This is a genomic window from Saccharopolyspora endophytica, assembly GCF_018070075.1.
In the GTDB taxonomy this organism is placed as follows: domain Bacteria; phylum Actinomycetota; class Actinomycetes; order Mycobacteriales; family Pseudonocardiaceae; genus Saccharopolyspora; species Saccharopolyspora endophytica.
This window is the reverse complement of the sequence record NZ_JAGPXE010000001.1, coordinates 131179-149164: the sequence shown is the minus strand read 5'-3', so window position 1 is coordinate 149164 and position 17986 is coordinate 131179. Positions and strand designations below refer to the sequence as shown.

Genomic DNA, 17986 nt, shown 5'->3' with positions numbered 1-17986 from the left:
CACTTGGGTTCTAGTGGAAGCGGACGGGGCCTTCTCGTGCGCGGGATCAGACGCGGTGCATGACCACGGTCTCGGCGTTGTCGAAGCGGTGCATCAGCTCGGGGCTGATGGCCGGCATCGGCAGGGTGACGTCGGGGGCACCGGCCATGCCGGACAGCAGCGGCAGCTCGGACCTGGACGCGACCATCGTGTGCGCCGGGAGGACGGTCTCCTCCAGCGCGGCGGTGATCCGGCTGGGCCTCGGAGCCGAGGTCTGGCCGTTCTGCAGCGCGTTGAGCTCGCCGAAGCCCGGGATCGGGGCGGACAGGCCGGGACCGCTGCGCTCGACCGTGCCGGGCACCTTGGACAGCTCCAGCAGCGACAGGCCGGACAGCGGCGGCACCTCGGTGACCGGGGCCTGCCGCTCGCCCGGCACGTCCAGCGGCACGAACTCCACCGGCGCGGCCGGCGGAGCGGGCGGTTCGGCCAGGGCCGCGGACAGCACCAGCGGCGGCACGGTGCGCAGGTCGCTGCGCAGACCGCCCACGTCGGCGGAGGTCAGGTCGACCGAGTCGGTGGCCAGCAGGCCGCCGGTCTCCACCGGAGCCTCCTCGCGGGAGGCCAGCGCGCCTTCGTAGAGCTCCATGATCCCGTTGGCCGGGGCGAAGCCGTCGAAGTAGACGAGGTCGTCGTGCGGGATGACCAGCTCGGCCGTCTGCGGTCCGCTGTCGGGGACGCGGTCGCGGACGACGTCACCGATGGGCGCGGACCAGCTCAGCGAGCGGTGGAAGCCCTCGGCCGGGGTGGTCGGCGCGCTGCCCTGCGGCGAGCGGCGCAGGTCGAGCGGCGTGGCCTCGGACGGGTCGGCCGCCCAGCCGGCCAGCTTCAGCGGCGAGTCCTGGAACCGCAGCGCCGGGATCTCGCGCGTCAGCTCGTTGGCGGACTCGTCGATCTGGCCGCGGCGGGACTCGACCACCGGGCTGTTGTGCTGCGCACCCTCTGCGAACAGGTCCCCGGCCAGGCAACGGCCGAGCGGCGCAGTGTCGTCGAGCGCGGGCGGGAACACCGACTCTCCCAACGGCATCGGACGCTGTTGACAGGCATCCCCGGCGGAAGCGACCCCCGTACCGACGGCCAGCATGCCACCAGTGACCAGCGCGGTCTGTACGCCGCGCTTCGCCCAAGTCTGCATGGATCTTCTCCTTAACCAGGCTCCCCGCGTTCCGGGGGAAAATCAACTTCGAACGCCGCACCGTCATCAGAACTTGATCATGATCGGTCGGCGGTGGACTCAGATCGCGAAGTCACCGGCATGCGCGTTCGCCACGCTGCGAATCGCCGCCGGTCAGCGGGTCAGTCAGGGGTCGCGCCGGGGCGGACGGCACCCCTCGCAGCACCTCGGCGCGGTCCTGCGCGCAGGCGTCCGGACGCGCTCCGTCGGCGAGCGGTGCCGCCGGGTACCGGCCGGGGAGGCCGGCGCCCGGTTGCTGGCCGTCCGCCGTCTTGGCGCAGCCGGTCGACGCGGGCAGTGCGGTGTTCACGGCCGGGCGCTCCGGCTCGGGGGTGTTCGGGGTGACCGGAACGGGTTGTCCGGCCACCCGGACCGAAGCGTCCACCTGCGGGGATGCCGTGGACGGCTCGGGATCGGGGGTGTTCGCGGCCATCGGTGGCCGCGGGCCGTCCGGCTGCCGGTCCGGCCCGCCGGCGGGCTCGACCGGCGATGCCGCGGGCTCGGTGTCCTGCGGCGTGCGGGCGGGTTCGGCGGTCGCGTCGTCGTTGCCGCTGGGGAGGAGTTGTCCGACCGGTTCGTCGGGCACCAGGGCCAGCGGGTCCAGGTCGTCGAGCGGGAAGGAAGCGGGGTCCGCCTGTCGCACGTGCTCCAGCGCGGTCGCCGGGAGGTCCGCGGCATCGCCGGTGAGGGCGGCGGCCTCGGACAGCACCGGAGCTTCGGCGAGCGCGTCGGTCGGCGTCCCGGATTCGGCTTCCGCGGGCTGACCGACCAGCAAGGCCGCGGAGGTTCCGGCGACCGCGGTGCCCGCCAGGACCAGGGCACGGCCCAGCAACCGCCGTCCGGCGGTCTGCGTCGTACGGTCACGGACGGACATCGCGGTGCCAGAACCTCCTCGGCCTTCTGTGGCTCCCCCACGGAGCTTCGTCCTCCCTCGCGACGGGAACTCTGTCAAAACAAGGTCGTCTTCCGTAAGCGCAGAGAAGCCAGTTCGCTACATCGTGTTACAGCCTTCAACTTGCCGATCCGCCCGAACCGGACATCCCGCCGCCAACCGACCTCCCCGGGTCGACCCGGTCCGGTCGGGGGTGGAGGTTCGCGGGGGCGCCCGTTGTGGGGATGCGGGGTCGAGATCGGAGATACGGTGGCGGTGTGAGCGACCTGAAGATCAGCAAACCCGACGACGCCTCGACGGCGATCCCACGGGTTCTGCGGGTTTCCGCGGCGGTGAGCTGGCGCATGCTGGTGATCGCCGCCGCCTTGTACGTGACGGGCATGATCATCACGCGGATCTACGTGGTCGTGATCCCGGTGGCGATCGCGCTGCTGCTGGCCGCGCTGCTGGCACCGCTGGTGTCCTGGGTGGCGGGGCGCAAGGTGCCCCGGGCGCTGGCGACGGCGATGGTGCTGGTCGGCGGTCTCGCGGTGGTCGGCGGTGTGCTGACCTTCGTCGTCAACGCCTTCATCAACGGCTTCCCGGACCTGCAGCGCCAGGTCGTGGCCAGCCTCGAAGCCATGCGGCAGTGGCTGGCGGTCTCGCCGCTGCACCTCAACGACGACCAGATCGCCAACTACATCCAGCAGGCGCGTGACTGGTTGCAGTCCAATCAGGCGGTCCTGACCAGCGGCGCGCTGTCCACCGCGAGCACCTTCGGCAACCTGCTGACCGGGATCGTGCTGGCGCTGTTCACGCTCATCTACTTCCTCTACGACGGCCGCCGCGTGTGGCTGTTCGTGGTCCGCCTGGCGCCGCGCCAGGTCCGGCACCGGGTGGACAACGCGGGGATCGCCGGGTTCACGTCGCTGGTCGGCTTCGTGCGCGCGACCGCGCTGGTCGCGGTGGTGGACGCGCTCGGCATCGGCCTGGGCCTGGTGATCCTGGGCGTTCCGCTGGCGATCCCGCTGGCCGCGCTGGTGTTCCTCGGCGGGTTCGTGCCGATCGTGGGTGCGGTCGCCTCGGGTGCGGTCGCGGTGCTGGTCGCGCTGGTGACCAAGGGCTGGGTCGTGGCGCTGATCGTGGTCGGCATAGTGCTGCTGGTCCAGCAGCTGGAGGGCAACGTGCTCCAGCCGCTGATCCTCGGCCGCGCGGTGCAGATCCACGCGCTGGGCGTCGTGCTGGCGATCAGCATCGGCGTGGTCATCAACGGCATCGTCGGCGCGCTGCTGGCGATCCCGCTGGTCGCGGTGCTCAACGCCGCGATCCGGGCGTTGATCGCAGCCGAGGAGGAGCTGCCGGACACCACCGGCATCCCCCTGGAACCCCCAGCACCCGCCGACACCGACGACGCCGAGCCCGCGCAGGACAAGGCGGCAGAAGCCGAACCCGAGGACGACGAGAAGAAGGACTGAAGGCCCGCCGCGTTCAAGCGACGGTGACGACGTTGCGGCCGGCCGCTTTGGCGGCGAGCATCGCGGCGTCGGCGGCCACCAGGAGGTCGGTGAGCTCGTAGTCGAACCGGCCGGTGGTCGCCACGCCGATGCTCACCGTCAGGCCGGTGAGCTCCCGCTGGTCGCCGTGGATGTCGCGGGTGTCCACCGACAGGGCGGCCGTGGACACCCGGATCCGGTCGGCGACCCGGTAGGCCGTCTCGCCCTGGGTTCCGGGCAGCAGCACCACGAACTCCTCGCCGCCGAAGCGACCGACCAGGTCTTCGCTGCGGACGTTCTCCTGCAGCATCTTCGCGAACCTGGCCAGCACCGTGTCGCCGGCCAGGTGGCCGAGCTCGTCGTTGACCCGCTTGAAGCGGTCCAGGTCCAGCAGCAGCAGGGCGACCGGCTGCTGCCGCTGACGAGCGCGCATCAGCTCCACGCGCGCGATGCGCTCCCAGTGCGAGGAGTTGGCCAGACCGGTCTTGCCGTCGTTCTGGGCGGTCCGCCGCCACTGCGGCAGCTGGCTGGCCAGGTCCAGCAGGACCATCGGGGGCCCGGCGAGCAGCGCGGCCAGCGGCTCCGCCGACATCGCGACCGCGAGCAGTCCGCCGAGGCTCGCCGCGACGATGCCCAGCAGAACGTCGATCGGCTCACCCAGCACTGTGGAGCGCGGCGCTCCGGGCGTGCGCAGCCGAATCCCGCCCGCGACCACCGAGGCGCGCACCACCAGCAGCACCACGCCGACGGCGAAGAAGTTCACCGCCGTCCACACCGGCTCGTCCCACCCGGCGACCAGCCGCGCGGCGAACGTGGCGACGGTGGTGGCCGCGGTGGTGAACAGCCAGCGGTGCGCTTCCGGCCGGTCGTGCAGGACGCCGTGCAGCGTGGGTCCGAGCAGCAGCAGGACCAGGAGGTTGGTGGGCAGCAGCAGGATTCCGGCCGCCAGGTAGACGATGTGCAGCGTCCACGGGTTGCGCCGGATCTGCCGCCGGAGGTTGATCGACACCGAGGTGATCACGATGGTCGCGCCGGCGGTCGAGGCGAGCACCGCGAAGTTCAGCAGATCGTCGGAGTCCGGTCGTCGCCCGGTCACGAACACGAGCACGACCAACGCCAACGCCAGCGCTTGGACCAACAGGACGTAGCCGATCGCAGCAGGGCGCATGCGCCACAACAACCAACCGCCCATTCGGTCACCTCCCGCCCGGAGCCTGGCACAGCGAATGAGCGCACCGAAGCACAACGTGAAAACGGGAACGGCGTTTCGCGGCGAACGCCCCCAACCGGGCGTCGCGGATCGGCGGTTCGGAGCAGTGCGACGCATTTCGCTTTCCCGACCACGTGATTCCGCAACGGAGCCCTCGTGGGGCAGGATGGGCGTTCGGGAGGAGTGCGAGTTGACCGGTTGGCAAGCATCGCCGACGCCACCTCAGGTGGCCGACGGCCGAACACCGCTGTGGCGGGGGCACAACGTCTTTCGCGTCGTGACGTTCCTCTACGCCGCGGTCATGTTCTTCATGTTCTTCAACCGCTACGAGCGACCGTGGCTGGCGGCGATCTGCCTCGGCTGCATGGCGGTGTGGACGACCTTCACCGTTTGGCGCTACCGAACCCGAGCCGGGCGCACCAACCGGCTGGTGGCCGCCGACGTCGTGGTGGTCAACGCGCTGTTCCTGCTCAACGAGTTCATCCTCACCGAAGCGCACATGCTCTCCTCGGACCCGTCGGTGGTGACGGTCTGGCACTCCACCGGGGTCACCGCGGCGGCGGTGCAGTGGGGGATGAAGGGCGGTGTCACCACCGGAATCCTCGCTGCTGCGGGCAATCTGCTGGTCCGGGGCCGCACCGGATCGGACATGGCGCTGGACACGCTGCTGCTGGTCGGCGTGGGCCTGGTGATCGGCCTGAACTCCGACACCGCGCGCCGCTCCACCGAACGACTCGCGCAGGCGCTGCGCGCCGAAGCCGCCACGGCGGAACGGGAACGGCTCGCCCGGTCCATCCACGACAGCGTGCTGCAGGTGCTGGCGCGGGTCCGCAGGCGCGGAGCGGAGCTCGGCGGCGAGGCGGCCGAACTGGCGGAACTGGCCGGGGAGCAGGAGATCAAGCTGCGCTCCCTGATCGCCACGAACCCGGAGACCACAGAGGACGGTGAGACCGATCTCGCGGCCGGCCTGCAGGTGTTCCGCACCGCGCGGGTGCACGTGTCGGTGCCGGGCAACCCCGTGCGGTTGAGCGAGCAGCTCGGCGCCGACCTCGCGGCGGTGGTCCGGGAAGCGCTGGCCAACGTCGACAAGCACGCGGGCGCTGCGGCCCAGGCCTGGGTGCTGCTGGAGGAGCTGCCGGACGAGGTGGTGCTCAGCGTCCGCGACGACGGACCGGGCATCCCCGAAGGGCGGTTGGACGAGGCTGCCGCCGAAGGGCGGATGGGGATTGCGAAATCCATCCGGGGTCGGGTCGCCGCGCTGGGTGGGAAGATCAGTCTCGACACCGAGCCGGGCGAGGGCACCGAGTGGGAGGTCCGGGTCCCGCGCGTCCCGGAGCCGAAACGCCGCCGAGGAGGACAGCGATGAGCGAACCGCCGGTCACCGTGATGGTCGTCGACGACCACCCGATGTGGCGGGACGGGGTCGCGCGCGATTTGAGCGAGCGCGGTTTCGACGTCCGCGCCACCGCGAGCGACGCCGCGTCGGCGTTGCGCATCGCGCAGGCGGTGACGCCGGACGTGGTGCTGATGGACCTCAACCTCGGCGACACCTCGGGCGTTCAGGCGACGCTGCAGATCACCCAGGAGATCCCCGGCACCCGCGTGCTGGTGCTGTCGGCCAGCGGTGAGCACGCCGACGTGCTGGAGGCGGTGAAGGCCGGTGCTTCGGGATACCTGGTCAAGTCCGCCTCGGCGGAGGAGCTGGTGGACGCGGTCCGCCGCACCGCCGCGGGCGACGCGGTGTTCACTGCGGGCCTGGCGGGGCTGGTGCTCGGCGAGTACCGGCGGATGGCGATCACCCCTGACTCCGAGCACCAGGCGCCGCAGCTCACCGAGCGCGAGACCGAGGTGCTGCGGCTGGTCGCCAAGGGCATGACGGCCCGGCAGATCGCGAACAAGCTGGTGATCTCCCACCGCACGGTCGAGAACCACGTCCAGTCGACCCTGCGCAAGCTCCAGCTCCACAACCGCGTGGAGCTGGCCCGCTATGCCATCGAGCACGGCCTCGACCAGGACGGCGAGCAAGAAGAGGAGAGCTGACCCTCGGTCCCCTGGGAGCCGTTCACGCATTGCGCTGCTTCAGGTGCGGGCTGAGTCCCGCACCTGAAGCAGCCCCTAGGCCAGGGTGGTCTTGGTCGTCTGCCTCGCCGCGGCCGCGCTCGGTGCTTCCAGAGCGGCTTCCGCGGCCTTGCGGAACGTGGCGTGCGGGTGCTGGGCAAGCGCGGCGCCGACGGCCTGGACTGCCGAGGCGTTCATCGACAGGCTGGTGACGCCCAGGCCCGCGAGGACCCCGGCCAGGTGCGGGTCGGAGGCGGCCTCACCGCAGACACCTACCGATTTGTCGACTTGTCGACCCGCCTGCCCGACCATCGCGATGAGCCGCAGCAGCGCGGGCTGCCACGGGTCGTTGAGGCCGGCGAGCGCCCCGACCATGCGGTCGGCGGCGAAGACGTACTGGGCCAGGTCGTTGGTGCCGATGCTGACGAAGTCCACCGCCTGCAGGATCTCCGCCGCGGACAGCGCTGCGGCCGGGACCTCGATCATCACGCCGACTCGATCGATTCCGTTGGCGCGAGCGCGTTCGGCGAACCAACCGGCCTCGTCCGCGGTGGCGACCATCGGCGCCATCACCGACACCTCGGCACCGGAGTCCTGCGCGGCACCGGCGATCGCTTCGAGCTGGGAGTCCAGCAGGTCGGGCCGGTCGAAGGCCACTCGCAGGCCGCGCACGCCCAGCGCCGGGTTCGGCTCGGCGCCCATGTCGAGGAACGACAGCGGCTTGTCGGCACCGGCGTCGAGGGTCCGCACGATCACGGGCTTGCCGGCGAACGGCGTGAGCACCTCGGCGTAAGCGGAGCGCTGGGTGGCGACGTCGGGTTCGACGTCGGCGCCGAGGTAGCAGAACTCGGTGCGGAACAGACCGACTCCCTGCGCCCCGACCGCGACCGCGGTGGTGGAGTCGGTGGCCGACCCGACGTTGGCGAGCACCTTGACCGGCACCCCGTCGGCGGTCTGCCCGATGCCGTTCCAGTCGGCGTGCTCGGGTCGTTCGGCGACGCGCACGGCCACCTCGGTCTCGGAGAGCTCGACGTCGCCCGCGTCCCCGTCGACGGTGGCTCCGGCGCCGGAGGCGGCCAGCACCCCGCGCACCGCGACGACCGCCGGGATTCCCAGCGCACGCGCGAGGATCGCGGTGTGGCTGGTGGGCCCGCCCTCCTCGGTGACCAGCGCGAGCACCAGCTCCGGATCCAGGTCGGCGGTGTCGGCGGGCGCGAGGTCGCGCGCCACCAGCACGCTCGGGGTGGAGAGCTCGGGAACGCCGGGCGGGGTGACGCCGTCGATCTCGGCGATGATGCGGTCGCGCACGTCGTGGACGTCGCGGGCGCGCTCGGCCATGTAGCCACCGGCGGCGCGCAGCGCGTCGGCGAAACCGTTGGCGGCTTCGTAGACGGCGCGGACGGCGGGCAGCGACCGAGTGGTGACGAGCTGCTCGGCCTGCGAGATCAGGGCCGGGTCCATGGCCATGGCGGCGGTGGTCTCCAGCACCGCCTTGGCGTCACCGCCGACCCTGGCGGCGCGCTGGAACAGCCCCTCGGCCACCGTGTCGGCGGCGGGGCGGATCCGCGCGGCCTCGGCGACCTGGTCGGCAGGGGAGGGCGTGGCGGCGGGCTCGGGCAGCGGTTCGGCGACCCGGACGATCGGCCCGGCGGCGCGGCCGGAGCTGACTCCGACACCAGTCAAACGCGACATGGTCTAGACCATACCTTTCCGAGTTGCACGGCAGAAGCGCTCGGCGCGGATACGACACACACGAGAACGCACCGCTGACGACCAGCGTAAGGACGTGTTCCCCGTTTGGCTTGATCGTGTGAGCCAGCGGGCACTCCCGCTACTCACCGTGGGTTCCTACGTCACCCGAATGCAGCAGCGGGTGGCATTACTCATAGGTAACAACTGAGTAGCCGTACGGATCCGGCCCGCACCCCTGAAATCGCAGGCTAGAGCCATGACATTCACCGCGACGATCACCGAATCGAAACTCGACGTCGACCGGCTCGCCGAACAGCTCGCCGCCTTCGCGAGCTTCTTCGCGGCCCAGCCCAAACCGGCCGATGATGATCGCGAAACCGACCCCCGCGCCGAAATCCCCCGCCGGGTGGATCCTGTTCCAGGAGAGCCGGTCGACACCAGCCACCACGACGCGTCCCAGTCCCCGGTCGCTTCGACCGGGGAGCCCGGCAAACACGATCTGCGGAAATCCCGCAAAAGATCGAACAAAAGGCGCGATTAAAGCTCCCACCAGGGACAACACCGTGAATCGCGAAAATCGTGTGCTCTCGGACACAAATGATTATTCCGCCTTTGATCCACCGTTCGAGCGAATTCAGGGGTCAAGGTGGATCTTTCCCCGGGGAGTTGCCGTCAAACTGAACAGGTTGTCGCTCGTCGGTATTCGCGCCATCGACGATCGCAACCTGCTGTGGGCCGGCCGCAACGCCCCCCGTGCGGTCGGCCCTCAGCTCGAAACCTCAGGCGGGCAGCAGGTGCGGGGCGTGCTCGGCCACCGCGGCGACGACCTCGCGAGTGGACGGGTTGACCGCCTTCCAGTCCCCGATCACCACGGTCGGCACGGTCTCGTTGCCGTCGGCGATGGAGCGCACGACGCCCGCCGCCTCCGGGTCCTGCCAGATGTCGACCTCGGTGAATTCCAGGCCGGAGCGCTGCAGCCCGGCGCGCAGCGACATGCAGAACGGGCATCCCGGCCTGCTGTAGACGGTGACTTGCTCGGCGGACATCCGACCTCCTGGTTTCCCGCACGGCTCTTCCCGTCGAGCTTGAACAACCACGGCGCCGAAATCATTCGCACGAGACGCAGCTCATGGCTCGCACGCAGCCGACTGTGGAGCCCGGTGGTGACGCCCGTTACGGTCTGACCGACGTCCCACGAGGTGGACGCCATCGGAGCGGACCGAGAGGTTGGGGACATGACGGAGCTGTCACCGCGCGAACGAGCGCGGGCAGCCACCGAGCAGGACATCCGGCGGCACGCTCGGACGCTGCTCGTCGAGCACGGCAGCGACGCGGTGACGCTGCGCGCGATCGCGCGCGAGCTGGGCATCACCGCGCCCGCCCTCTACCGCTACTACGCCTCTCGCGAAGACCTGCTGCGACAGCTGTGCGACGACATCTGCGCCGACCTCTCCGAGGAGCTGTCGACGGCGTTCGACCCGTCCAGCCAGGACTTCCTGGACCGCACCTTCGCGGTCTGCCGCCGGTTCCGCGCCTGGGCGCTGGCGCACCCGAAGGAGTTCGCGCTGGTCTTCGCCACCCCGAAGGATCTCGCCCGGCAGCCGGACCGGTTCGCGGGCGTGTTCCTGAGCATCGTCGCCCCGATGATGTCGGAGAATCCCAACGCGGAGGAGAAGGTCAAGGCGCCCGTCGACCTGCCGGACCTGTCGGTGCAGCAGAAGTCGCTGGCCGACGCCTTCTCCCACGAGGGCATCGACATGCCGCCGGAGGCGATGGACGCCGAGGCCGTCTACTTCCTGATGCGCTGGTGGGTGCGCCTCTACGGGCACATCGCGCTGGAGGTCTTCGGCCGCTTCCCGTTCGACCTGTTCCACGCCGATCAGCTCTTCGACGCCGCCCTGCACGAGCTGGCGGCCGAGAGCGGCCTCACCTGATCCTGACTCAGTGTGGTCGGAGGGCCGCCGGGTCCAGGTAGACGTCCACCCTGGGGTGAATGAGCTCAACCGGGGTTTCGTCGCGCCTGCGGTGCGCTCCGACGTAGGGCGGCGGCTCCAGCCTCTCCCGCAGGCGCGCGGGTCCGACGGGCTTGGGTTCGAGCATCATCAGGCGGAAAAGCTCTGCGATCTCGTGGAAATGAGGCGATCGCGGCTTCAACGACTCGCGCAGCGCCCACACCGTCAGCGCCCCCGGTCCCGAACCCGCGTGCTGACCGTGGCCCCCGCGCAGCGGGAAGGTCAGCAGGAAAACCGCTGTCACGAAGAGTGCTCCCGCCACCACGAACCACCCGGGGGACAACTCCAGAAGCATGAATCCGTGAAACATGTTGCCGTACCTCCACTTTCAACAGTCCGATGTGGAGACACTAGCGACCCGGCCGGGCGGCCCCGCAACGGATCCGGGGAGGCCCCGCGAGCGGGAGCGGCCTGGGGGGAGAGAAGGAGCGCAACACTGATCATTTCCGGCGTATTGAGCTGATCGGAAACCGGGCATTGTAACTACCGGGCGGGGTGATTACTCGAAGTTCATCAGATCGGGGAATCCGATGCTCGGGGGTTGTGATTGTGGTGGCGAATTCGGTTGCTCCGGTTCGCGGATTTCCGTCGTTCGGCGGAGTACCAGGCGGTCACCCCCGCGTTGTCACTGAGCGCATCTGAATGATCATCAGAAGGGTAGGAGCGAATCACGCGGCTGTCGCAATGGCACGCTACCTAGGTCACATCTTCGCTGGTCATACCGCTTGGATCGTCACGATCAGTGTTTGTTTGCGGGGTAAAGCTGTTTCGTTTGTCGCACCGCCACCGTGGTAACTTCGACGATCCCAGCGCTTTCGAATTCCTTCACGCACGCTAACGACGGAGCACTCCCAAGTGGACGTGGCATTGTGGGTTGCCCTCGCGGCAATCGTAGTGATTCTGCTGGCCTTCCTGGTTTCCCTGCAGCGCCTCAAGTTCCAGATCCGGCTGCGCGACGAAGAAGCGCACCACTTGGTCACGCGACGCCTCCCAGCGCTGATGGACGCCGAGCGGGGCCTGCCCATCGACGTGCCCGGACCGCTTCGGCCCCACCTCGCCGACACCCCCTTCCACCAGGAGATGCAGACCGCCATCGGCCAGTTCGCCGGATTCGCCGACGAGACCAGGCAGCGCGCCGACCGCGCCGCCAAGGCCACGCTGATCTCCACCATGCGCGGCGTGCAGAGCCTCGCCAACGAGCAGCAGCTCGCCATCACCGAGATGCAGCACGAGCACGACGACCCCACCGTGCTCGAAGGCCTGATGAAGATCGACCACGCGAACTCGCAGCTCGTGCGGCGCGCCCAGGCCACCGCCGTGCTGTGCGGGACCTGGCCCGGCCAGCAGCGATCCGCCGCGCCGGTGCTCGACGTCGTGCGCGGGGCGACCTCGCGGATCCGCGACTACCTGCGGATCGAGGCGCACTCCGAGAGCGAGCTGTCGGTGTCCAGCCGGGCCGTGGAACCCGTCGTGCTCGCGCTCGCCGAACTGCTCGACAACGCGGCGCGCTACTCGCAACCCGCCACGCAGGTCCAGGTGCACTTCCAGCCCGCCCACAACGGGCTGTCCATCGTCGTCGACGACGCCGGGGTCGGCATGAACCCCGAAGCCCGCGAACGCGCGAAAGCGCTGCTCACCGGCCGGGAAGTCGTCGACATCAACAAGCTGGGCGACCCGCCGCAGATCGGGTTCGCGCTCGCCGGCGTGCTCGCCGCGCGCTACGGGTTCAAGGTCTTCGTGGAGGCCGCCTCGCCCTACGGGGGCATGCGCGCGGTGCTGTTCCTGCCCAACGAACTGCTCACCAAGCCCGAAACGCCGGCGCCCGCACCTGCGATGAACGAACCGGCCGCTGATCAGCGGACCAGCACGGGCCTGCCCAAGCGGCAGCGCCGCAGCCACGCCGTGTCGGCGCAGTCCGCCGAGCACGGGAACTGGGGAACGGGCACGCCATCGGTGATGGGCGCGTGGCAACGCGGCAGCCTCACCGGTCGCGGGTCCGAGGACGAACCGGACGACGAAAAGGGAACCTCCGCGTCATGAACAGCAACCGACAGCACGACCTGGGGTGGATGCTCGACGAGGCTCTGCGGATCCCGGAGGCCAGGCACGCGATCCTGCTGTCCTCCGACGGCCTGCTGATGGCCCACTCCGCGGACATCACCTCCGACGACGCCGAGCGGCACGCCGCCGCCATGTCCGGCCTGCAATCGCTGGCACGGGCCAACTCCGCGTTCTGCGGCTCGACCGAGAAGTCCTGGCAGCAGACCATCACCGAGTACGACCACGGCTACGTGTTCCTCGTCGCCGCAGGTCCGCGCGCCTACGTCGCCGCGTCGGCGGGGCACGGCGTGGACGTCGAGACCATGACCCACCGGTTGATGGAACTCGTCCAGCGGCTCGGGAAGGAACTCAGCACCGGTCAACGCGTCGGTGAGTTCGCGTGAGGCGTGGTGAGCGCGCGTTAGTCCGGCCGCACGTCGTCACGCGCGGCCGGGCACGACCGTCGCGCAACACCTTCGAGATGGACACCCAGATCTACGCGGTGCGCGACGCCCCGCCCGGCACGGCCGGTCCCGAGATGCGGCGCGTGCTCCGCCTCTGCAGCGACGGGGCGACGCCCGTCGCCGAAATCGCCGGACACCTCAAGTTGCCGATGAGCGTCACGAAGGTGCTGCTCGGCGACCTGCTGGACAGCGGCCACATCGTCACCCGCAGCGCCCAGCACGACCTGGAAGCACCGGACATCGGGCTGCTGCAGGACGTCCTGGACGGGCTTCGGGCCAGCTTGTAGAGAGCAGGAGACTTCGTGACCGACGATCGAACCCGGCTGCACGGACCGGAATTCGCCGCCGACCCGCAGGCCGTCTACCGGCGGCTGCGCCAGGCGGGTCCGACGGCTCCGGTGGAGATCGCGCCGGACGTGCCCGCCACGCTGGTGCTCGGCTACGCCGAGGCCCTGCAGGTGCTGCGCGATCCCGCGAACTTCCCGAAGGACCCGCGCACCTGGCAGCGCACCGTCGCGCAGGGCTGCCCCGTGCTGCCGCTGATGTCGTTCCGGCCGAACTGCATGTTCACCGACGGCGCCACCCACGCCCGGCTGCGCGGCGCCGTGACCGACGCGCTCGCGCGGGTCGACACCCGGGAACTGCGCACCCACCTGGAGGAGACCGGCGACGCGCTCATCGACCGGTTCGCCGCCGACGGCAAGGCCGACCTGGTGGAGCAGTACGCGCGGGTGCTGCCGCTGCTGATGGTCACCCGCATCTGCGGGGCGCCACCGGTGATCTCGGAGAAGATCGTCTCCGGCGCGCTGGCGCTGTTCGACGGCGTCGACGGCGGGCGGGGGATCGGCACCGCCGTCGCCGAGCTCGTCGCCGCGAAGCGGAGCCGTCCGGGGCCCGACGTCGTGTCGTGGCTGCTGGCGCACCAGGCCGGGCTGACCGATGACGAGGCCGTGCACCAGATCGCGCTGCTGTGCAGCGCCGGGAGCGAGCCGCTGCAGAACCTGATCGCCAACACCCTGCGGCTGCTGCTGGTCGACGAGCGGTTCGCCGGCGACCTCTCCGGCGGCAGCCTGCCGGTGGCCGACGCGCTCGACGAGGTGCTGTGGTCCGATCCGCCGATCGCCAACTACGGCACGGTCTTCCCGCCCCGGGAGGTGCAGGTCGGCGGCAACCCGGTGCCCGCCGACCAGCCCCTGCTGATCAGCTTCGCCGGGGCCAACACCGATCCCGCCGTCGACGCGGGCGGACGCGTGGGAAACCGGGCGCACGTCGCGTTCGGCGCGGGCAGGCACGCGTGCCCGTCACCCGCTCAGCGCATCGCGCGGATGACGGGCACCGCGGCCGTCGAACGCGTCCTGGACCGGTTACCGGACCTCGAACCCGCGGTGCCCGCGGAGGCGTTGGAGTGGAAGTCCGGCCCGTTCCACCGATCCCTGGCCTCGCTGCCGGTGCGGTTCCCGCCGCCGCCCAAGCAGATCCGGCCCTGGCTCGGCTCTCCCGCGCCCGTCGTCCGGCGCGAATCCGGGCCCTACCGTCCCGCCGGCCGGTGGGCCGCGTTCAGCAGGTGGCTGCGCGGCGGTTGATCACAGACCCGCGACCGGCGCCTTGTGCAGGTCCTCGATGACGTTGCGGGCGTCCGGGTACCGGTAGGAACCGGATTCGTAGAGCACGTAGGCGTTTCCGCCCAGGTCGTCGATGCCCTCGGACATGCTCGGCGAGCGGAAGCAGCGCGTCGACGGGATGTCGATGTCGGTGGCGCCCTTGTCGATCACGTACAGGTTGCTGCGCACGTCGCGGGAGAGCGAGGTGCTGTAGACGAACTTGTCGCCGGTGACCATCAGGCCCTGCGTGCCCTTCGGGATCTCGAAGGACTTGCCGGTGGTGAGCGCGCCGTCGGCGGCGACGCTGTAGGCGTACATCTTCTCGCGGCCGTCGCGGCTGTACTTGCCCGCGTAGAGCGTGTTCCCGTCGCCGGACAGGAACGACGCGCCGTAGACCTCGCGGGCCTCGCCGGTCTGCTTGACGTAGGGGCTGCCCTCGGCCTTCAGCGCGTCGGCGAGCTCGCTGAGCTTGTACTTGCGGATGGTGTAGTGGCCCTCGGTGTTGTTCCTGCCGGTCACGAACGCCCAGCCGCGGGCGATCGCGATGCCGCTGGCGTGGGTTTCGGCGATCTCGACGTCACCGACGGTCTTGCCGGAGGCGGGGTCGACGCCGTAGATCTTGGCGTTCGAGCCGTCCTTGCCGTAGGCGCTGGCCAGCAGCAGGCCGTTGCCCGCGCCGTCCCAGTCGTTCCACGCGGCCAAGCCCTGCGGGGTGTGCTCGGGCAGTCCCGGGATCTTCGGGCCCGCGCTGAACTTCTCGTCGTAGGTGTAGCCCGCCGACGGCCCGCTGTAGAAGGAAGCGTCCTGGCCGCTGGAGTCGTCATCGCAGGCGATCGCCGCGGTCTCGGCGGCGGCGCCGGTCGCGGGCACGCCGAACAGCAACGCACCGCTCACCGCGGCGACAACGGATTTTCGGACCAGCGCTCTCATCGCTTCTCCCTCAGTGGCGTTCGGCATCTGCTCCACTGAGACGCACGGCGAGCCGTTCGGTTCCCACCTGGCACGGCTGTCACCCGCAAAACCACCGAGCGGCACCGCGACGGCGACGCCGAGCACCGTTCGGGGGACGACATTCCCATCTCGCGCGAAATTCGAGTCCGCTCTTCAGCCTTCGAATTTCGCGCGAAATCGGAAAATGCCGGTCACGGCAGGGGGTTCGCCTCGTCGTGGGCTCGTTGGATGTCCTGGCGGGAGGTTTCGGCGCCGGTGGCGATGGGCGCGGTGAGCCACTGGCGCGGCGTGCCGAAGGCTTCGACGAGGTCGACGGCGTGCGGCCGGATCTCACCGCAGAGCTCGTTGACGGCCTGGGTGACGGACTTCGCCCTGCGCGGGCTGATCCGCTCGTGCTCCAGGAACCACGCCTTGTCCTCCTCGATGGTGGACAGCGCGTAGAGGTCGCAGAGCTTGTCGAGGATCTCGGCGTTGCGCGGGTCCTGGCAGCGGTCGACGGCGGCGACGAGCGCGTCGAGCACCAGCCGGTCGATGTGCACCCGGGCCGCGCGCAGCACGTGGTCCTGGGCGTTGTTGAACACCTCGAAGGCGTTGTCCTTGTTGGCCTTCCGCAGCCGGCGGCCCAGGCCGTCGAGGACGTGCGCCTCGCGGTCGTCGAAGAGCTTGAGCTGCCACCCCCGGTCGAGGATGTCGTCCTTGTTCGAGGCGTCGATGATGCGCTGCACGATCGAGTGCGCGGCGGAGCGCTCGATGACCGCGCCCACGAACTGGTCCGCGACGAACTTCGCCAGGCCCAGCGTGCCGATCCCGTCGAACTGGTCCTTGTAGTCGGTCAGCAGCCCCTTCGCGACCAGCTGCAGCAGGACCGTGTTGTCGCCCTCGAACGTGGTGAACACGTCGGTGTCGGCCTTGAGCCCCGCCAGCTGGTTCTCGGTGAGGTAGCCGGCGCCGCCGCACGCCTCGCGGCAGGTCTGGATGGTGTGGGTGGCGTGCCAGGTGGTGACGGCCTTGAGCCCGGCGGCGCGGGACTCCAGCTCGCGCTGCGCGCGCTCGTCGTCACCCCGCCCGACCTCGTCGAGGGCCTGCACCAGCTCCTCCTGCGCGAAGTGCAGGGCGTAGGACTTCGCCAGCGCCGGGAGGAGTTTGCGCTGGTGCGCCAGGTAGTCGAGGACCACGACCTCCTCGCCGGTGCCCGGCCGGTCGAACTGGCGGCGCGCGTCGGCGTAGCGCAGCGCGATCTCCAGCGCCAGCTTCGCGGCGGCGCCGGAAGTGCCGGCGACCGAGATCCGGCCGCGGATCAGGGTGCCGAGCATGGTGAAGAACCGCTTGCCCTGGCTGTCGATCGGGCTGCTGTAGGTGCCGTCCTCGGCGACGTCGCCGTAGCGGTTGAGCAGGTTCTCGCGCGGCACCCGCACCTGGTCGAAGTAGATGCGGCCGTTGTCGACGCCGTTGAGCCCGGCCTTGCGCCCGCAGTCCTCGATCCGCACGCCCTCGCAGGTGTTCCCGCTCGCGTCGCGGATCGGCACCAGCAGCGCGTGCACGCCGTGGCTCTCGCCCGCGGTGATGAGCTGCGCGAACACCACGGCCATGCGACCGTCGCGCGCGGCGTTGCCGATGTACTCCTTGCGCGCCGCCTCGTGCGGGGTGTGGACGACGAACTCGCGGGCCACCGGGTCGTAGGTGGCGGTGGTGCGCAGGCTCTGCACGTCGGAGCCGTGGCCGGTCTCGGTCATCGCGAAGCAGCCCGGCAGTTCGGCGCTCATGATGTCGCGCAGGTAGCGCTCGTGGTGGTGCTCGGTTCCCAGCGCCACCACGGCACCGCCGAACAAGCCCCACTGCACGCCGGACTTGACCATCAGCGAGAGGTTCCCGCACAGCATCTCCAGCGAGACCACCGAACCGCCCTGGTCACCGCTGCCGCCCTGGGCGACGGGGAAGCCGAGCTCGGGGACGCCGGACTTGGCCAGCAGGCGCAGCTGCTCCAGGGTGCGCGCCCGGTGGCTCTCGGTGTCGAGGTCGTCGGCGTTGCCGAGCTCGTTCTCGCCGAGCGAGTCGCGGACCTTCTCGCGCACGGACGCCCACCGCCCGTCCAGCAGACTGCGGAGCTCACCTGCGTCGAATGCGGGGTTGGTCATCGCGGCCTCCACTCGCTCGTCCAGTGCCGCCCACCGTAGTTACCGACGGGTAACCTCGCTATGCGACGTAACTCACCACGCAGCGTAGTGCTGCACCCATCACTCCCACCCCGGACACGACGGAGGGGCGCCCCCGACAGGGGACGCCCCTCCGCACCACGCTCACCACCCCGGTCCCACGACCCGGATCACCGCCGTAATCCGGTACCGGATTACCGCCGTATTCGGAAACCCGATCGCGGCGGTGAT

The 17986-nt window shown here is 70.3% G+C and carries 17 protein-coding genes; 9 read left to right on the top strand and 8 right to left on the bottom strand.

Going from position 1 to position 17986, the window contains the following annotated elements:
- Window positions 1–46 precede the first annotated feature (46 nt).
- Both KBO27_RS00675 and KBO27_RS00670 read right to left on the bottom strand, forming a co-directional pair.
- Complete coding sequence (locus KBO27_RS00675) at window positions 47–1171, bottom strand: hypothetical protein (protein ID WP_210968650.1); 1125 nt, start codon at window positions 1169–1171, stop codon at window positions 47–49.
- 112 nt (window positions 1172–1283) lie between these two features.
- Window positions 1284–2084 carry a hypothetical protein gene (locus KBO27_RS00670; RefSeq protein WP_210968072.1) on the bottom strand — a complete coding sequence of 267 codons (801 nt, stop codon included), beginning with the start codon at window positions 2082–2084 and terminating at the stop codon, window positions 1284–1286.
- Between the two features lie 275 nt (window positions 2085–2359).
- On the opposite strand from KBO27_RS00670, the gene KBO27_RS00665 reads away from it, so the two are divergent.
- Window positions 2360–3556: an AI-2E family transporter gene (locus KBO27_RS00665; RefSeq protein ID WP_210968071.1), complete on the top strand. Its 1197-nt coding sequence runs from the start codon at window positions 2360–2362 to the stop codon at window positions 3554–3556.
- Window positions 3557–3569: 13 nt separating this feature from the next.
- On the opposite strand, the gene KBO27_RS00660 is transcribed toward KBO27_RS00665, so the two are convergent.
- A complete protein-coding gene (locus KBO27_RS00660; protein WP_210968070.1) occupies window positions 3570–4766 on the bottom strand; it encodes a GGDEF domain-containing protein in 1197 nt (398 codons plus the stop codon).
- A 208-nt stretch (window positions 4767–4974) separates the two neighbouring features.
- Between KBO27_RS00660 and macS the strand changes: the two genes are divergently transcribed.
- Window positions 4975–6150, top strand: coding sequence for a MacS family sensor histidine kinase (gene macS / locus KBO27_RS00655; protein WP_281420594.1), 1176 nt, complete (start codon window positions 4975–4977; stop codon window positions 6148–6150).
- The gene (locus KBO27_RS00650) at window positions 6147–6824 is read left to right on the top strand and encodes a response regulator (protein WP_210968068.1); all 678 of its coding nucleotides are present in this window, start codon (window positions 6147–6149) and stop codon (window positions 6822–6824) included. Before macS ends, KBO27_RS00650 begins: the two co-directional genes overlap by 4 nt.
- A gap of 75 nt (window positions 6825–6899) precedes the next feature.
- Here the strand turns inward: KBO27_RS00650 and ptsP are convergent, their stop codons facing one another.
- Window positions 6900–8534: a phosphoenolpyruvate--protein phosphotransferase gene (gene ptsP / locus KBO27_RS00645; RefSeq protein ID WP_210968067.1), complete on the bottom strand. Its 1635-nt coding sequence runs from the start codon at window positions 8532–8534 to the stop codon at window positions 6900–6902.
- A 256-nt stretch (window positions 8535–8790) separates the two neighbouring features.
- On the opposite strand from ptsP, the gene KBO27_RS00640 reads away from it, so the two are divergent.
- Complete coding sequence (locus KBO27_RS00640) at window positions 8791–9075, top strand: hypothetical protein (protein WP_210968066.1); 285 nt, start codon at window positions 8791–8793, stop codon at window positions 9073–9075.
- A 238-nt stretch (window positions 9076–9313) separates the two neighbouring features.
- On the opposite strand, the gene KBO27_RS00635 is transcribed toward KBO27_RS00640, so the two are convergent.
- The gene (locus KBO27_RS00635) at window positions 9314–9580 is read right to left on the bottom strand and encodes a glutaredoxin family protein (RefSeq protein ID WP_210968065.1); all 267 of its coding nucleotides are present in this window, start codon (window positions 9578–9580) and stop codon (window positions 9314–9316) included.
- Window positions 9581–9769: 189 nt separating this feature from the next.
- Between KBO27_RS00635 and KBO27_RS00630 the strand changes: the two genes are divergently transcribed.
- Window positions 9770–10468 (top strand): TetR/AcrR family transcriptional regulator, encoded by a 699-nt coding sequence (locus tag KBO27_RS00630; protein ID WP_210968064.1) that lies wholly within the window; start codon window positions 9770–9772, stop codon window positions 10466–10468.
- 7 nt (window positions 10469–10475) lie between these two features.
- Here KBO27_RS00630 and KBO27_RS00625 read toward each other — a convergent pair whose 3' ends face one another.
- Window positions 10476–10790 (bottom strand): hypothetical protein, encoded by a 315-nt coding sequence (locus tag KBO27_RS00625; RefSeq protein ID WP_210968063.1) that lies wholly within the window; start codon window positions 10788–10790, stop codon window positions 10476–10478.
- Between the two features lie 650 nt (window positions 10791–11440).
- Between KBO27_RS00625 and KBO27_RS00620 the strand changes: the two genes are divergently transcribed.
- From KBO27_RS00620 to KBO27_RS00605, 4 genes are read left to right on the top strand one after another with little or no spacing between them, the layout of a single operon-like run.
- Complete coding sequence (locus KBO27_RS00620) at window positions 11441–12586, top strand: ATP-binding protein (protein WP_307870175.1); 1146 nt, start codon at window positions 11441–11443, stop codon at window positions 12584–12586.
- Complete coding sequence (locus KBO27_RS00615; protein ID WP_210968061.1) at window positions 12583–12990, top strand: roadblock/LC7 domain-containing protein; 408 nt, start codon at window positions 12583–12585, stop codon at window positions 12988–12990. Before KBO27_RS00620 ends, KBO27_RS00615 begins: the two co-directional genes overlap by 4 nt.
- Window positions 12987–13337, top strand: a complete 351-nt coding sequence (locus KBO27_RS00610) for a DUF742 domain-containing protein (RefSeq protein ID WP_210968060.1) — start codon at window positions 12987–12989, stop codon at window positions 13335–13337. The genes KBO27_RS00615 and KBO27_RS00610 overlap by 4 nt, the downstream gene beginning before the upstream one ends.
- Before the next feature lie 15 nt (window positions 13338–13352).
- The gene (locus KBO27_RS00605; protein WP_210968059.1) at window positions 13353–14633 is read left to right on the top strand and encodes a cytochrome P450; all 1281 of its coding nucleotides are present in this window, start codon (window positions 13353–13355) and stop codon (window positions 14631–14633) included.
- Here KBO27_RS00605 and KBO27_RS00600 read toward each other — a convergent pair whose 3' ends face one another.
- Entirely contained in the window at window positions 14634–15581 is a 948-nt protein-coding gene (locus KBO27_RS00600) for a hypothetical protein (protein WP_210968058.1), read from the bottom strand.
- Between the two features lie 212 nt (window positions 15582–15793).
- Window positions 15794–17737 carry an acyl-CoA dehydrogenase family protein gene (locus KBO27_RS00595; RefSeq protein WP_210968057.1) on the bottom strand — a complete coding sequence of 648 codons (1944 nt, stop codon included), beginning with the start codon at window positions 17735–17737 and terminating at the stop codon, window positions 15794–15796.
- Window positions 17738–17986: the final 249 nt, after the last annotated feature.

Bases quoted from the DNA above. Each gene is read 5' to 3' on its own strand.
- KBO27_RS00670 (WP_210968072.1), bottom strand. From the start codon at position 2,084: ATGTCCGTCCGTGACCGTACGACGCAGACCGCCGGACGGCGGTTGCTG.
- ptsP (WP_210968067.1), bottom strand. From the start codon at position 8,534: ATGTCGCGTTTGACTGGTGTCGGAGTCAGCTCCGGCCGCGCCGCCGGG.
- KBO27_RS00635 (WP_210968065.1), bottom strand. From the start codon at position 9,580: ATGTCCGCCGAGCAAGTCACCGTCTACAGCAGGCCGGGATGCCCGTTC.
- KBO27_RS00595 (WP_210968057.1), bottom strand. From the start codon at position 17,737: ATGACCAACCCCGCATTCGACGCAGGTGAGCTCCGCAGTCTGCTGGAC.
- KBO27_RS00640 (WP_210968066.1), top strand. From the start codon at position 8,791: ATGACATTCACCGCGACGATCACCGAATCGAAACTCGACGTCGACCGG.
- KBO27_RS00615 (WP_210968061.1), top strand. From the start codon at position 12,583: ATGAACAGCAACCGACAGCACGACCTGGGGTGGATGCTCGACGAGGCT.
- KBO27_RS00660 (WP_210968070.1), bottom strand. From the start codon at position 4,766: ATGGGCGGTTGGTTGTTGTGGCGCATGCGCCCTGCTGCGATCGGCTAC.
- KBO27_RS00630 (WP_210968064.1), top strand. From the start codon at position 9,770: ATGACGGAGCTGTCACCGCGCGAACGAGCGCGGGCAGCCACCGAGCAG.
- KBO27_RS00675 (WP_210968650.1), bottom strand. From the start codon at position 1,171: ATGCAGACTTGGGCGAAGCGCGGCGTACAGACCGCGCTGGTCACTGGT.
- KBO27_RS00650 (WP_210968068.1), top strand. From the start codon at position 6,147: ATGAGCGAACCGCCGGTCACCGTGATGGTCGTCGACGACCACCCGATG.
- KBO27_RS00600 (WP_210968058.1), bottom strand. From the start codon at position 15,581: ATGAGAGCGCTGGTCCGAAAATCCGTTGTCGCCGCGGTGAGCGGTGCG.